Source organism: Selenobaculum gibii, from assembly GCF_030273445.1.
GTDB lineage: Bacteria > Bacillota > Negativicutes > ICN-92133 > ICN-92133 > Selenobaculum > Selenobaculum gibii.
Window position 1 is genome coordinate 105,503 of the sequence record NZ_CP120678.1, and the last position, 17,270, is coordinate 122,772.

Sequence of the window (17,270 nt, forward strand, 5' to 3'; positions counted from 1 at the left end):
ACATTGGCGAGTAATTATTGGATATGATACGATGAATACAGAGCAGACACATGATGATATATTGATTATGATGGATAGTTACGATGTTGCGGATCATAAGCAGGATGGTTATGTTGTGTAATCAATGGAAAAATTTTATTATACTTGGGTTAATATCAATATGTTACCAACAGAGCAAAAAGTTCAGCAATGGTTAACAGTTAACCCTATTAAAATGATGGAGGATATTTTATGAATAAGATAATAAAACAATCAGAAAAATTAAGATTTCGCCAAGCGGAAGAAGCGGATTTAGATTATATTATGGAAACAGAAAATGATGTAGAGAATGTGACCTATATTATTCCGTATTCACGTGAGGTCCACGCTGCTTCTCTTCATACAAAGGATGAGATTCATATCATCGTTGAAACTGCTGATGGAAGCGAAAAAGTTGGCTTTTTGATGATTGCAGGCCTGGATAATCCATTCAAAGAAATTGAATTTAGGCGAATTATCATGGCGGTGAAGGGAAAAGGTTATGGTAGAGAAACGATGAAATTGTTAAAAGCGTGGGCTTTTGAGGATTTAAGATACCATCGTGCATGGTTAGATTGTAAAGATTACAATGAAAGAGCGTTACATTTATATGAATCTGAGGGGTTTGTTCGTGAAGGGTTGATTCGTGAAACGATTATTTGGAATGGTAAGTATGAATCTTTAGTGATTTTGGGGATTTTAGAAAATGAGTATAAAAAATAGTGAAATTGAGCTAAAGTTAAAAGTTGCGGACCCAAACGAGTGGAATGCAATTGCAAACTATGTAAAACAACTAAAAAATTGTATAAGTATTGAACAACTTGATTTATCAGCGATATATTATGATACTGTTGATAAGTTACTAAGCAAAAATAGGGTGGCCTATCGGGTGCGAAGAGAAAATAATCAATGGATATCTACAATAAAGGGTGGAGGTTCAGTAACGAATGGTATACATAAACGGATAGAATATAATATGCCAGTAGAAAGTGGGCGTCCGGATTTGAATGTTTTTCCTCGACTTCCAGTGGATGAAGTGACCGAGGCAATACTAAGACAGAGTAATTTGTATGCTGTTTTACAGACTGATTTTACTCGTCAGGCGATAACGGTAACATTTAATGAAAGTAAAATTGAAATTGCATTAGATAAAGGGAAAATTTATGCAGATGGCAAAGAGTGCCCTATCTTAGAGGTTGAGATTGAATTGATATCTGGAAGAGAAGAGAGCCTTTTGCAATTGGGTGATATGTTAATCAACAGATTTTCCCTTGAACGAGAAGAATATAGTAAATTTGCTCGTGGACTTATGTTGTCTGGAAAATTAAAGACATAATACATTATATTCCCTGACGGATTTTGAAAATTTTGTTATTTTTAAAAATCCGGCAGGGAATATCTTTTTTATACAGAATTATTATGTATATTACAGCAAGAAAATATATATTTAAATATGTATGGTTAGCAATGCGAGAGGATGAGTAATTTGTTGAATGCCAAGCGTATTTTCAGCGCTTTTGTCAACTTGTTTGTTATACAGTTATTTATTTTGTCACAAGCTAGCGCTGGACTTATTGGAACGCAGCAGGAAATCGAAATGGGTAAAGAGGTTGCTAGGCAGATTGAGGAAAAATACCCATTGCTAGATGATGCTGAGGTGCAAGCACGTATTGACCGCATAGGAAAAAATATAGTCGCTGTCTGTGACAGACCAGATTTACCATATACTTTTAAGGTGCTTGATGTTGATGAAGTCAATGCGATGGCAGCGCCAGGCGGTTTTATTTACGTATATAGTGGGCTAATAAAACTAATGCCGACAGATGATGAACTTGCAGGCATTATTGGGCATGAGATAGGACATGTCGTCAAACGACATTCGATGGGGCAACTGGAGAAAAATTTAGGCATTTCGCTTATCTTTGGCGGTATTTTTGGCGATAAAGGTAAGCCATTGCAGTCTATTGCGCTGTCGGCTATCTCTGCTGGCTACAGCCGGAGTGATGAGCGTCAAGCTGATTTACTTGGTTATCAGCAATCGGTAAAAGCTGGTTATAATCAATATGGAATGTTGATGGGGCTCACGAAATTATATGAGTTAAATCCAAAACAACGAAATGATTTATTTTCTGACCATCCGGAAGCTTCCGCGCGGATTGAATTAATGAAGCAGTATTTAGCCGAGGCGCATGTAACGCCAACAGTAAAACAAATTGATGCAAATGCGGCGCAAGTTGTGGATGGAGATTGGTCGCTACCGGCGATTCATACAGGCGTTGGTGCTACAGGTCCATTGTATAGGGCTTATTTAGTTGCGGGGCGATTATACGATATAAAAAATTTAGAAAACTATTCAAAAGATAAATATGAAATTCGCGAAATGGGAAGAGATCTCGCGATTTATTATGATGATCGGAATGTTGTAACGGTTACATCAGAAGATGCCGCCTTTTATGAGGTATCGGTACGGACATTGGCAGATCGTTATATGGAATCACTAAGAAATTGGAGTATTTAAAACAAGGCGGCATAGGGTCGCCTTGTTTTTTTATCTATTCATCCGAATGGAAAAAATTTTGGAAAATGCTAGGTAAAAAGTCAGAGATATGCTATAATTAAAATATAAAAATCTCTTAGCTATGGGCGATATTAACAGTAAGTTTTATCATTTTATTGTTTTTCTGTTTTCAATATAAACTTTTTGCTTATTCAGGGCTTTTTTGATAAAAAATAAATCTATGGCCTTGAGAATTTGTAGTAATGTTTTTGGAATTTGTGCATATATATTTGACTATGTGGATTTAACGAATTTTGGCCACAGGATTGTTTGTGGTTTTTTAATTACAAACAGCTTTTGATAAATTATTTAGTAGAATTTCATTAGCCGGGGGGAGTAGGTTTATGCAAAAGACAGAATGTTTAGCGATGATATTGGCAGGCGGACAAGGCAGTAGATTAGGGTCTTTAACAAAAAAGATAGCAAAACCAGCAGTACCATTTGGTGGGAAATATCGTATTATTGATTTCCCGTTAAGCAATTGTCGTAACTCAGATATTAATACGGTAGGGATTTTGACGCAGTATCAACCGCTAGCTTTACATAGTTATTTAGGGACGGGTGAAGCATGGGATTTAGATAGAAAAAATGGTGGTGTATACATATTGCCTCCGTATGCGCGTGAAAAAGGAGCGGAATGGTATAAAGGAACTGCTGATGCGATTTATCAAAACCTTAACTTCATCGAAATGATCGATCCAGAATATGTGCTGATACTATCTGGAGATCATATTTATAAGATGGATTATTCTTGGATGCTTGAATATCATAAACTGAAAAAGGCAGAAGCTACGATTGGTGTTATTGAAGTACCTTGGGAAGAAGCTTCAAGGTTTGGCATTATGAATACGGATGAAGAAAATAAAATTATTGAATTCCAGGAAAAACCAGAAAAACCAGAGAGTAATCTTGCGTCAATGGGAATTTACATATTTAATTGGAAGTTTCTGAAACGTTATTTAGAAGAAGATGCAAGGGATAATGTTTCTAGTCATGATTTTGGTAAAAATATTATTCCGAAGATGTTGTCTGCTGGAGCGAGAATGTATTCTTATGCGTTTAATGGATATTGGAAGGACGTCGGAACGATTTCTAGTCTATGGGAAGCAAATATGGATTTATTAGAGGACGAACCAGAATTAAACTTACATGATTCCTCTTGGAAGGTTTATTCCGTAAATCCAGCAATGCCTCCACATTATGTTTCTCCAGAAGCGAAGGTGAAAAAATCGCTGATTAGTGAGGGTGCAGTTGTCTATGGCGAGGTAGAAAACTCTGTTATTTTCTCTGGGGTGAAAATTGCAAAGGGAGCTAAAGTAATCAATTCGGTAGTTTTACCATTTACTCATATTAAAGAGGGTGCTTGTGTAGATAAAGCTGTTGTCGGTCAAAATTGTGAAATTGGCAAGGGTGCTGTAGTGAAAGCTACAGATGGTTCTATTACCGTTGTACCAGAGGGGGAAGTCGTGCAAAGTGATGCAGCAAAACAAGTCGGCTAATTCATATTTTGTAATGCGATTAAGGAGGCAAATACTTTGAAAACGGTAATGGGAATTATAAATTTACAAGAAAATGAAAATTCAATTCAAGAAATAACCAATAATCGTCCTTTAGCTGCTGTTCCATTTGCGGGAAGATATCGGTTAATTGATTTTACTTTATCTAATATGGTAAATTCAAAAATCAATAATGTTGGAATATTGCTTCCGAGTAAATCTCGTTCGGTAATGGATCATTTACGTTCGGGGAAGAATTGGGATTTAGCGCGTAAGCAAGAGGGTTTATATTATTTACCTCCAGTAGAAAATTCAAATGGGTTTAGATGTGGGGATATTCAATGTTTGCACGCGCATTTGGATTATATTATAAATAGTTCACAGAAGTATGTACTAATTGCCGGTACAGAAGTAGTTTGCAATATGGATTACTCCAAAACATTGCAATTTCATCAAAATACAAATGCTGATATTACAATGGTATATAATCTTCGCAAAGAAGATAGTCAAGTTACTGCGACCGTAATTGAAACCGCAGAAAATGGTGCGGTTGTGGATATGGCCGTGTTTCCAATGACAAAAAGCGGTGCTAAAGTGGCTATGGGCGTTTTTTTAATGGAAAAGAAAATTTTTATTGATATTATCACGAATGTTTATGCGCGTGGTGGTACAAATTTTATTGTTGATGGAATTATGAAGAATCTTGAAAAATATAATGTATTTGCCTATGAACATAAAGGATATGCGACAAGGGTAAATTCCATTGCAAGTTATTATGCAGCTAGTATGGAGTTATTAAAATATGAAAATTGGGAAGCGTTGTTTTTAAAAGAGGGATTCTTAGTTCATACAAAAGTAAAAGATGAAGCTCCAGCAAAATATAAGGAAGATGCAGTAGTAACAAATTCTATGGTTGCAAATGGGTGTGTGATTGAAGGAACGGTAGAAAATAGCATTTTATTTCGCGGCGTAAAAGTGGGCAAAGGCGTACATATCAAAAATAGTATTGTTATGCAAAAATGTCAGCTTGAAGACAATGCTTTAATTGAAAATGTGATTTGTGATAAAAATGTTGTAATTACAGAAGGAAAATGGCTTAAAGGTGCGCCGAATTACCCTTTAATTGTTGAAAAGGGTGTAGTGATTTAAAATGCAGCCGTCTCAATACTATGGGGCGGCTTTCAGTTTCTTATTTTGATTAGGTAGAGATTTCTAAAAATAAACACTGTTTAATAGGATTTTGTGTATAATAGAGTTGTGCTAAGGATTGCTTTAAAAGGTAAAAACACCCATGATTGAAGAGGAGGTTTTTTATGTTTAGAAATAAACAGACAATTAAAACTCGTTTTATCCATAAAGCCCATGCGATGTGGGGCAAGCCCGTAGAAGAGTTAACAAAAAATGAAGTCTATCAGACTTTTGCTGGTGTAGTAAGAGAAGTTATTAGTGAAAACTGGATAAAGACTAACAAAGCATACTTAGACCGTCAAGAAAAGCAAGTATATTATTTTTCGATTGAATTTTTACTTGGAAAATTACTAGATTGTAATCTCATTAATGCTGATATAAAGAAGGTCTGTGCTGAAGCTATGCAAGAGCTTGGCCTTGACTTAGAGGGAATTTTACACGAAGAGCCCGATGCAGGACTTGGAAATGGTGGGCTTGGTAGGCTTGCCGCATGTTTTATTGATTCGATTGCATCCTTGGGACTCCCAGGGCATGGTTGTGGGATTCGTTATAAAAATGGCTTGTTTACGCAAAAAATTGTGGAAAATAACCAAGTTGAATTGCCAGATGGATGGCTTCAAAATGGCTTTGTTTGGGAGTTTAGAAAAGCGGATAAAGCTGTTGAGGTACGGTTCAAAGGCAATGCCTATATGAAGGACGTAGACGGGAAATTAGAATGTGTGCATGAGAACTATTATAAAGTCAGTGCAGTTCCGTATGATGTTCCAATTGTCGGGTATAAAAATAATACGGTAAATACACTTCGATTATGGAATGCCGAAGTTGTGCTAAATAGTGATTTTGAAGAAATAAGTTATGATGCGTATAAAGAAAAATTGCGATATAAGCATATGGTGCAGAGAATTACAAAAATTCTTTATCCGGATGATAGCTCCTATGAGGGTAAAGAACTTCGTCTTGTACAAGAATATTTCTTCGTTTCAGCAGGGATACAAAGTATCGTTCGCCATTATAAGCGAAGTGGGGCGGATTTAAATGATTTTCACAAGAAAATCGTTATTCATATTAATGATACACATCCAGCTTTGGCGATTCCTGAACTTATGAGGATATTGATGGATGAAGAAGGGATGACGTGGGAAAAGGCGTGGTATATCACGCGAAGAACTGTTGCTTATACAAACCATACGATTTTACCGGAGGCCCTAGAAAAATGGTCAATTGATATGTTTAAAAGCCTATTGCCGCGCATTTATATGATTGTAGAGGAAATTAACCGCCGCTTCACGAAGGAAGCATGGGAAAGATATCATAGTGATGATAAGATGCGCGAGCTTTCAATTTTGTGGGATGCCCAAGTACATATGGCACGTCTTGCTGTTGTGGGCAGCTTTAGTGTAAATGGGGTAGCTCAAATTCATTCAGATATATTAAAAAGCCATACAATGCGCGATTTCCATGATTATTACCCTGGAAAATTCAATAATAAGACGAACGGAATTACGCATAGACGTTGGTTAATTAAAGCAAATCCAAAACTTGCCGAGCTGATTAATCAGTCCATAGGCCCTGAATGGGAAAAAGATCCGGGACGGCTCATTAATTTGTTAAGGTTCAAAGACGATAAAGGGTTTAAAGCAGAAATCGATAAAATTAAACGAGGTCGTAAAGAAGTTCTTGCAAAATATATAAAAAACAGATACAAAGTCGCTGTAGATACAAGTTCGATTTTTGATGTGCAAATTAAGAGAATTCACTCATATAAACGTCAAATTATGAATATATTGAACGTGATGGCGGTTTATAACAGAATGCTTGAAGATCCAAATACGCTGACGATTCCACGTACAGTTATTTTCGCGGGTAAAGCAGCGCCTAGCTATCATATTGCTAAACTAACGATAAAGTTAATTAGCAAACTTAGTGATATGATTAACAATGATAAGCGTGTGAATGATAAGTTAAAGGTACTTTTTCTTGAAAATTATAGCGTGTCTCTTGGAGAATTGCTATTTCCAGCAACCGATATAAGCGAGCAAATTTCAACGGCAAGCAAGGAAGCATCAGGCACAGGCAATATGAAATTTATGATGAATGGTGCGATTACTTTAGGTACACTCGATGGTGCGAACGTAGAGATTCGCAATGCGGTTGGCGATGATCACTGCATAATTTTTGGCTTAAAAGCAGAAGAAGTCTTGGCTTATTATGAAAATGGACAGTATTCAGCTTGGGATATTTACAATAGTAATATTCAGGTAAAGACAGTCTTAGAACAATTAATTAATGGATTTTTCCCGAATTCCGGTGAATCTTTTAGAGCTTTATATGACTTCTTGCTATATAATAATGATGAATTTTTTGTATTAAAGGATTTTGATGCGTATAGTAAAGCGCGTCGCTATAGTGGAGAAAAATATCGTGATAGAGAGGCCTGGCTAACTTCTAGTATTGTTAATATTGCCCATTCAGGAATTTTCTCTAGCGATCGAACAATAAAAGAATATGCAGAGGAAATATGGGACATTAAGCCGGTTAAAATAAAATAATCGTAATTTAGTAGAATAAAGGAGCGTTACAGCGCCTTTATTCTACTAAAATTATTTAATATTTTATATAAAAGGAATTTTATAGCTCAAAATAAAATAGCCTTATTTGTAGATTGTGAAAAATGGTTCATAATCATAAATTTGTTGAGCAACATGATTGAGAGCCGACGGGCATATATTTTGCAGGGAGGTTTATTATGGAAATATCAACATTTAGCGAATATGATTTATATTTATATCATCAAGGCACGAATTATCATAGTTATCAAATTTTTGGCGCACATTTTACGGAGATTCTAGGCAAAAAAGGAGTTAAGTTTACTGTATGGGCGCCTCACGCGCAATTCGTAAGTGTTGTTGGTAATTTTAATGATTGGCAGTGTAATCAGCATCCTATGCATAGGCAAGAGGATGGAAGTGTATGGTCGATCTTTATTGAAGGTTTTCCTGCGAATGGAACTTATAAATATGCAATTCAGACATCAAGTGGAGAGCTTTTACTAAAAGCCGATCCCTATGGATATTTTTGCGAAGTACGCCCCAATACAGCATCAGTCGTTTATGATATCAATAAATATCAATGGAATGATGCGAAGTGGATGGAGGAAAAGAAAAAAGGTTCTGTTTATGAAAAACCGATACTTATTTATGAAGTGCATCTTGGTTCATGGAAGCGTGATGCAGAAGGAAAATTCCTTAATTACCGTGAAATTGCTAAATGCTTAGTAGAATATGTAAAGGAAATGAATTATACACATATTGAAATTATGCCGTTGAATGAGTATCCTTTTGATGGGTCATGGGGATATCAGGCAACGGGATATTATGCTGTTACTAGTCGTTACGGTGAACCTTGTGATTTTATGTATCTTGTAGATTTATGTCATCAAAATAATATCGGTGTTATTTTAGATTGGGTGCCAGGTCATTTTTGTCGAGATGCGCACGGTCTTAGGCATTTTGATGGGGAGACACTCTATGAGTCCGGAAATGAGCAATTAGCAGAAAATCATGAATGGGGAACGACGAATTTTGATTATGGGCGTACGGAAGTTCAAAGTTTTCTGATTTCTAATGCGATGTTTTGGTTTGATTTATACCATATTGATGGTCTTAGAATTGATGCTGTGGCCAATATGCTCTATTTAAATTATGGGCGAAAGTATGGTGAATGGCAGCCTAATAAATATGGTGGAACGGGAAATATTGAAGCAATGGAATTTTTGCGCAAGTTGAATCAAGCAATCTTCGAATTTCATCCAGAAGCACTGATGATTGCTGAGGAATCAACCTCATGGCCATTGATTTCAAAACCAGTATATATGGGCGGTATGGGATTTAATTTTAAATGGAACATGGGCTGGATGAATGATATGCTAAAGTATATGGAGATGGATCCTATACATAGAAAATGGCATCATAGTTTAGTAACCTTTTCGTTTATGTATGCGTTTTCAGAAAATTTTGTTTTACCATTATCGCATGATGAAGTTGTGCATGGAAAAAAATCATTGCTTGATAAAATGCCGGGAGACTATTGGCAAAAGTTTGCGAACTTACGTGCGTTTTATGGATACTGGATGGCGCATCCAGGGAAAAAACTTTTATTTATGGGCTGTGATTTTGGACAATTTATTGAATGGAAGTATGATGATAGTTTAGATTGGCATTTACTTGATTATCCAATGCACAATAAAGTACATGGCTATATGAAAGAGTTAAACAGATTCTATCAAGACAATCCTGAATTTTGGCAAATTGATTGTGATTGGCAAGGCTTTGAATGGATTGATTGTAATGATTATACGCAAAGTATTATTTCCTTTATACGTAAAGGAAAGGATAACGACGATTTTACCATTGTTGTTTGTAATTTTACTCCAGTAGTACACGAAGGATACCGATTAGGAGTTCCTAAAGAGGCTGTGTATGTCGAAGTATTTAATAGCGATTGTGAAGCCTATGGTGGATCTAATGTAATCAATGAGGGGGATTTTGCAAGCCAGTCAATTGCTTGGCATGGAAAAGACCATTCCATATTGTTGACGATTCCACCTTTGGCAACGATATATCTAAAGGTGAAACAAAATAATAAAGAGGTAGGGTGATAGGATATGGTGAAAGTTCTTTTTGTGGCTTCAGAGGCAGTTCCTTTTGTAAAAACAGGTGGGTTAGCTGATGTTGCGGGGTCTTTACCAAAAGAATTACGAGCACAAGGTGTTGATGTAAGAGTTGTAATTCCGAAATATCAATCCATTCCGCAAAAATATAAGGATAAAATGAGGCTCTTAAAGACAGGTACAGTATTTATCGGTTGGCGAGAACAGTATTGCGGAGTTGAATATTTAGAATATGAAGGCGTTCCTACATACTTTATTGATAATGAGAAGTATTTTAAACGCGATGGATTATACGGTTATGAGGATGATGCGGAAAGGTTTGCATTTTTTTGCAGAGGAATTTTAGATATGTTACCGCAGCTTGATTTTGTTCCAGATATCATTCATTGTAATGATTGGCATACTGGTATGCTCAATGTCATACTCAAAACACAGCATGCACAAAATGATATATTTAAAGATATTCGCACCGTTTATACGATTCATAATTTACGCTACCAAGGTGTATTTGGAAAAGATATTATTAGTGAGGTATTGAACCTAAATTGGGATGTATATAATAATGGCAGTATAGAATTTTATGAAGCAGTCAATTTTATGAAAGGTGGTATCGTATATGCTGATTATGTTACTACTGTAAGTAATACATATGCCAAAGAAATTCAATATGAATACTATGGAGAAAATTTAGATGGACTATTACGCAGTCGAGCTGAATGTTTATCGGGAATTGTAAACGGTATTGACTACGACATATACAATCCAGCTACAGATGACAAGATTTTTATTCCGTATAATATAGATAATGCAGTGACGGGAAAAATTGAAAACAAATTAAAATTGCAAGAAGAATTAGGGCTCCCAGTACGTCGCGATGTACCGATGCTCGCAATTATCAGTCGATTGGTAGGCCCTAAGGGCATTGATTTAGTAAATCATATTATGGAAGAGGTGTTGATGCAGGAAGATATTCAACTTGTTGTCTTAGGTACAGGGGAAAAGCAGTATGAAGACTTTTTTAAGGCAATGGCTTGGAAGTATCCTAAAAAAGTATCTGCTAATATTACCTTTAGTGATGAGCTTGCACACAAGATTTATGCAGGTGCAGATATCTTTATCATGCCATCGCAATATGAACCTTGTGGAATTGGGCAGTTGATTGCATTGCATTATGGCACTATCCCTGTTGTGCGTGAAACTGGTGGACTGAAAGATACAGTAGAACCATATAATAAATATACAGGGACAGGAAATGGATTTAGTTTTACGAATTATAATGCGCATGAGTTGTTATTTACGATTAAACGTGCATTAGGATCTTATGAAGCAGCGAATATTTGGGAAGGTATTGTAAAAAATGCAATGGAAACCGATTTCAGCTGGAGACAATCAGCAAAACAATATAAAGATCTTTATGATCGTTTAAAAAAATAATCATACAAATTTTTATTGTTTTAGTAATTAACCCAATGGTTAATAAGGAAGCAAGGATAGTGTAATTCAGTGAATTACGAGCTGTTCAGTAGATGAAATTATCCCACTGAGATAGCCTTGTTTATAATGCTTTTAGAAGCTTAGCATGTTATGCTTAGAGTAATATGCTAAGCTTTTCTTTTAAAAGTTTAATTTAAATCGTGAAGGTGATTGTATGCAGGAACATGCTAAGATTATTCATAATTCCCAGATGTCTGGTTTTCGTAATATTTTTGGTGCGGTTAAGGCCAATAGTGAATTAAAGATAAGCATTCATATCCCTGAAATTTACAAACCGACCAACGTCATTTTGCGGTTATGGCAAGATAATATCGGAGAAACTTTAGTTAAGATGCAGAAGGTCGATATTCTTGGCGATGATTTAAAATTCCAATGTACGATTGCTATGCCATCAAAAGGATGCTTACTTTGGTATTATTTCGTCATTGTAAACGCAGAGAAAACAATTTTCTATGGAAATAATGCACAAAATTTAGGTGGTGAAGGTGCTGTTTATGAGCAGCAACCACCGTCTTTCCAAATTACGGTATATAATGAGGACGCAAAAACCCCAGATTGGCTTAAATCTTCTGTGATGTATCAAATTTTCCCAGATAGATTTTATAATGGACATAAAGATGGATTCGTACATACGCATAAGAAAACCGCGGTTGTTCATGCAAGTTGGGAGAATTCACCGTGTTATTTTAAAGATCCAGATACGAAGGAAATTCTTGCTTATGATTTTTTTGGTGGAAATATTGCAGGAATTAAAGCAAAGTTACCATATTTAAAAAATTTGGGTATTAATGTAATTTATTTAAACCCAATTTTTAAGGCTGAGAGTAACCATCGCTATGATACGGGGGATTATCATCAAATAGATCCAATGCTTGGGACGAATGAAGAATTTGAGGATTTTTGTAGTTATGCGCGCAGTGAAGGGTTTCGTATTATCTTAGACGGTGTGTTTAGTCATACGGGAAGCAATAGTAAATATTTCAATCGCTATGGAGAATATGACAGTTTAGGTGCATATCAATCTTTGGATTCTCCTTATTATGGGTGGTACAATTTTCATAAGCATCCGAATGAATATGAAAGCTGGTGGGGCTTTGAAACGTTACCAAATGTAAAGGAAACAACGCCATCATATATGGATTTTATTATTAGTAATAAAGAGAGTGTATTGCATTTTTGGCTGAATAAAGGGATAAGTGGGTGGCGGCTTGATGTCGTAGATGAACTGCCACCGGATTTTGTTCAAACGTTTTATCGTGAGTTAAAGAAAAGCGATGCAGAGGCGGTTTTGATTGGTGAGGTATGGGAAGATGCTTCGAATAAAGTAAGCTATAGTGTAAGTCGCGAATATCTTTGCGGACAAGAAATTGATTCGGCGATGAATTATCCATTTCGTAAAATTTTATTGGACTTTTTCCTAGGATATGTAGATGCTGAGCAAACAAATCGATTGCTCATGAGCTTATATGAAAATTATCCAAAACATAATTTTTATGCCATGATGAATTTGGTTGGTAGTCATGATGTACAGCGTGTACTGACGCTTTTAGGGGAAGCGCCGTATTATGATGGAATGCCCGCTGTTAAACAGGCCAGATATCGTTTAGATAAATCGCAATATCAATTAGCTGTAAAGCGGTTAAAAATGATATCGTTGTGGCAGATGACATTCCCAGGCGTTCCGACGATCTATTATGGAGATGAAGTGGGGATGCAAGGCTTTAAAGATCCCCATAATCGAGCACCTTATCCTTGGGGAAGAGAGGATAAAGATATTCAGAGTTGGTATAAAAAAATTATTTCTGTAAGAAATAAAAATCAAGTGTTAAAGACAGGGGAATGGATTCCGGTAATCAGTCAAGAACATGTTTATGGTTACGTACGCCGCGTGCTTGGAGGGAAAGATGTTTTCGGGACTCCATGCGAGGATGCTACGTTTGTTGTTTTATTTAACAGAAGTGAAGAAAAGCAAATCGTAAAGGTGAATGTAAGAGGTCTTTGCCAAGGAAAGTTAGCGGATGTTTTAGAAAACAAAGATATAGCTCGTGTTCGGGATGGAAAGATTGAAGTAGAACTTGCCCCGCTTTCTGGCGCTATCTATAAGCAAATATCCGAACCTAAATTAGGTCGGGGCTGTGGTGTTTTGATGCATCCGACATCTTTACCATCTAAATATGGAATTGGCGATTTAGGAAAGGGAGCCTATGAATTCATCAATTTTCTTGTAAAGGCTAAACAACATTTGTGGCAGATACTGCCGCTCAATCCAGTTGGGTATGGTGCTTCGCCATATCAATCTTCATCGGCCTTTGCCGGAAATCCGATGCTTATCTCGCTGGGAAAATTAGTTGGGGAGGGGCTTTTAATGGTAAATGAAGTAAAGCCGCCAACCTATTTAAACAAAGATAAAGTTGATTTTGAAGCAGTTTGGGAATTTAAAGAAAGTCGCTTAAAAATTGCTTTTAATAGAGTAAAAAGCGACATTGACTTTGAAAATTTTTGCAAAAAACATGTGTGTTGGTTAGAGGATTATGCTTTATTTAGTGCCTTAAAGGAACATTTTTCAGGAGAAGAATGGAATGCCTGGCCTCTGCCTGTAAGAAAAAGATTGCCTAAGGAATTAGAGAAATATAAAAAATTATTAGGGCGGGAAATAAGTTATCATAAATTTTTGCAATTTGTATTTTTTAAGCAATGGGCATCAATAAAGTTTTATGCGAAACAACATGGTGTACAAATTATTGGTGATATGCCGATTTTTATTGCGCATGATAGTGCGGACGTATGGGCAAATCAACATTTATTTGCATTAGATGAAGAGGGAAAGCCAGAGAAAGTTGCTGGTGTTCCTCCGGATTATTTTAGTGAAACGGGTCAGCTTTGGGGTAATCCACATTATCGCTGGGAGGAAATGGCGAAAGATGATTATACATGGTGGCGCAATCGATTTAAAATAATTTTAGAATTAGTAGACATTATTCGTGTTGATCATTTTCGCGGATTTGAAGCGTATTGGCAGGTAGATGGTAATGCTAAGACTGCGATTAATGGGGAATGGGTAAAAGGACCCGGAAGAAAGTTTTTTATTACTTTGGAAAAATATTTTGGAAAATTGCCGATTATCGCTGAGGATTTAGGAATCATCACGGATGACGTCATTGATTTAAAAGATGAATTTGCTTTGCCAGGAATGAAGGTTTTACATTTTGAGCTACTGCCAGATGAAGAGGGAAAAATAGGGTTTACTTGTGAGCAAAACTGTATAGTTTATACGGGAACACATGATAATAATACAACGGTAGGCTGGTACAAAGAAAATTTAGCAAAAAAAGTACAAATTGCAATTGGGGAATATCTTAATACGGATACAAATGATCCAATTGAATTATGTTGGGCCTTGATACGATATGCATATGGGACAAATGCCTGCGTAGCGATGATTCCAATGCAAGATTTATTAAGTCTTGACAGTGATGCGCGAATGAATATGCCAGGAACTTGCGGTCAAAACTGGCAATGGCGAGCAAAGAAAAAGGATTTTAGCGATGCGTTAGCAGCTACAGTAGCAGAATTAGTAGAAAAATATCATAGATAAAGTAAGCTTTGATGCTGGTAGAACTTCGGCTTTCAATGATTAAGGATAAGGGCTTGAAAGCTATGTGCTAAAATTTTGTTTTTTTATGAAGGGATTATTTTCTTAGATGAACGAATTATTCATTGGATAAACAAATAACCTTAGTAAAGTGAAATGTTTTTACTAAGGTTATTTGTGTTTTAATGTAAGCATATAGTAGCGAAGATGCTATTAAATAAAAATAATTTTGTTTGAATACAGTGTACAGTTATTGAAAAAAGTGTACACTTTGTATTATAATAAAATGAAATATCCTTATAGTATAAATGGAAAAATCTTAAATGAGGAAAAATTTGGAACGAATTTTTTTTCTAAGGACATCAATTTTTCAGCTATGGATTTAGTTTATTTGTTCAAATTTTTAGAAACTGATTACCATATAAAATTCCGGGAAGAGGAGATTATGGAGGGGAATTTTGTTACCGTTGATTCAATTGCTAAAATGGTATTGACAGAAATAGGTGGTTGATCTTGTTTGAAATAATAAATAAAAAAGCTATATGGGAAAGAGTTCGCTCGGTTCTAAAAACGTATAGGTTAAAATTTATTTGTATTTTTCTTTTGATTGTATTATCTAGTGTATTCTCTTTTATTCTTCCGCAGTTAACAAAAAGAATAATGGATGATGGATTTATCGCACGTAATTTTGACGCAATTCTTGTTTTATCTTTTAGCTTATTTTGTGTCTTAGTTATGAGACAAGCGGTAGAATATATGAAAGAATCTTTTCGAATCGATTTTAAAAAAAAGTTGATTTATAATTTATATAAAATTGCATTTCTTCATATTTGCAAAAGTGAAATAAAAAGCTTGGATAAAAATAGGGCAGAAATTATAAATAAATTACAGATGGATATAAATTCCATATCTACACTTATAGATAATACTACATTGTTTACAATCGGACAAATATTTAACGTCATTGGTGGCGTTATAGGGCTTTTTATGATTCATACGAAGCTTGCACTTGTTGTTCTTTTTATGATACCTGTTAAATATATTTTGATTGTCTACTTGTCTAAGAAGAGGGAATCATTGACCAGTGAATATATAAATGCCAATACTAGTTTTTTTAAATGGTTTGAAAATACACTTGCAGGCATACAGGAAATAAAATTATTTGATCTTCATAATTACAAAATAGAGGAATTTTCTCCCCTGATGAATAAAAATGTAAATGTGGATAAAAAAATAATGCTTTTATCTGTTTATAATAGTATTTTAGATAATTTTATAATAGAAATTTTAACAATTATAATTTATCTAGTGAGCGCGGTCCATTTGTTGAAAGATGAATTAACCGTGGGAAGTATTTTTGCATTTATTACTTATTTGATATATGTTTCTGCGCCAATCTCAACGATTATCAATTTTCGTTATATGTTAGCGGGAGTTATTCCGTCTCTTTATAGATATGTAGATTTCTTAAATAAGGAAGAAGAGCCGATGGGTGGAGAAAAAATCCAACGTATGGATGGGTATCCTATTATCGAATTTAAGAATGTTGGGTTTCAATACACAGATAACAAAGTTGTGCTAGATAAATTAAGTTTTAAAGTTTATCTGGGTGAAAAGGTAGCTATTATAGGAAAAAATGGAACGGGAAAAAGTACATTAATTCAACTGCTCTTGCGCTTTTATCTCCCCGCTTGCGGCGCGATAGAGATGTATGGGAAAAATATTAATATTTATGATCTGGAGGAATTAAGGGGAGGTTTTTCAGTTGTTAGCCAAAATGTATACCTGTTTGAAGGAAGTATAAAAAGTAACATTATCTTAAATAAAGAATTTGTTCCCGCGCTATTTACAGAAGTACTACAACAGGCAAATTTATTTGATTTAGTAGAAGAATATACGGTAGACTATAACGTGGGATATGGTGGTGCGAACCTATCGGGGGGACAAAAGCAGAAAATAGCGATTGCTAGAGCCTTATATAGCGATCATGAAATATACATATTTGATGAGATAACATCAAATGCAGATATTCAAACGAGAAGTATTTATAAGAAAACAATAATTAAATATCTAAGGGATAAAACAGTTTTAATAATTACGCATGATGATGATTTACTTCCCTTTGTAGATAAAATTATTAAGCTGTAATTATTAGTAGTTTCCTTAAAAATTTTCATTATTTTACGATAATTATTATATAGAGCGTTTGAGTGCATTGTTTTTTGTGAGAACGATTATAAGAAGGTGATATTTAGA

The 17,270-nt window shown here is 35.2% G+C and carries 10 protein-coding genes; all 10 read left to right on the plus strand.

Annotation, left to right across the window (positions count from 1 at the left end; translation table 11 throughout):
- The first annotated feature begins 231 nt into the window (after positions 1 to 231).
- The 10 genes from P3F81_RS00475 (at position 232) to P3F81_RS00520 (ending at position 17,162) form a co-directional block, all read left to right on the plus strand.
- Entirely contained in the window at positions 232 to 741 is a 510-nt protein-coding gene (locus P3F81_RS00475; protein ID WP_147667402.1) for a GNAT family N-acetyltransferase, read from the plus strand.
- The gene (locus P3F81_RS00480; RefSeq protein ID WP_147667400.1) at positions 725 to 1,354 is read left to right on the plus strand and encodes a CYTH domain-containing protein; all 630 of its coding nucleotides are present in this window, start codon (positions 725 to 727) and stop codon (positions 1,352 to 1,354) included. The genes P3F81_RS00475 and P3F81_RS00480 overlap by 17 nt, the downstream gene beginning before the upstream one ends.
- Before the next feature lie 150 nt (positions 1,355 to 1,504).
- Positions 1,505 to 2,536: a M48 family metallopeptidase gene (locus tag P3F81_RS00485; protein ID WP_309320521.1), complete on the plus strand. Its 1,032-nt coding sequence runs from the start codon at positions 1,505 to 1,507 to the stop codon at positions 2,534 to 2,536.
- Between the two features lie 383 nt (positions 2,537 to 2,919).
- Positions 2,920 to 4,074, plus strand: a complete 1,155-nt coding sequence (locus tag P3F81_RS00490; protein ID WP_147667396.1) for a glucose-1-phosphate adenylyltransferase — start codon at positions 2,920 to 2,922, stop codon at positions 4,072 to 4,074.
- Positions 4,075 to 4,110: 36 nt separating this feature from the next.
- Positions 4,111 to 5,220 carry a glucose-1-phosphate adenylyltransferase subunit GlgD gene (gene glgD, locus P3F81_RS00495; RefSeq protein ID WP_147667394.1) on the plus strand — a complete coding sequence of 370 codons (1,110 nt, stop codon included), beginning with the start codon at positions 4,111 to 4,113 and terminating at the stop codon, positions 5,218 to 5,220.
- Between the two features lie 164 nt (positions 5,221 to 5,384).
- Complete coding sequence (locus tag P3F81_RS00500; protein WP_147667392.1) at positions 5,385 to 7,808, plus strand: glycogen/starch/alpha-glucan phosphorylase; 2,424 nt, start codon at positions 5,385 to 5,387, stop codon at positions 7,806 to 7,808.
- A gap of 197 nt (positions 7,809 to 8,005) precedes the next feature.
- Entirely contained in the window at positions 8,006 to 9,916 is a 1,911-nt protein-coding gene (gene glgB / locus P3F81_RS00505; protein WP_147667390.1) for a 1,4-alpha-glucan branching protein GlgB, read from the plus strand.
- 6 nt (positions 9,917 to 9,922) lie between these two features.
- Entirely contained in the window at positions 9,923 to 11,362 is a 1,440-nt protein-coding gene (glgA, locus tag P3F81_RS00510) for a glycogen synthase GlgA (protein WP_147667388.1), read from the plus strand.
- A gap of 214 nt (positions 11,363 to 11,576) precedes the next feature.
- Complete coding sequence (gene malQ, locus P3F81_RS00515; RefSeq protein WP_147667386.1) at positions 11,577 to 15,017, plus strand: 4-alpha-glucanotransferase; 3,441 nt, start codon at positions 11,577 to 11,579, stop codon at positions 15,015 to 15,017.
- A 510-nt stretch (positions 15,018 to 15,527) separates the two neighbouring features.
- On the plus strand, positions 15,528 to 17,162 hold the full coding sequence (locus P3F81_RS00520) for an ABC transporter ATP-binding protein (protein ID WP_147667384.1): 1,635 nt from the start codon (positions 15,528 to 15,530) through the stop codon (positions 17,160 to 17,162).
- Positions 17,163 to 17,270: the final 108 nt, after the last annotated feature.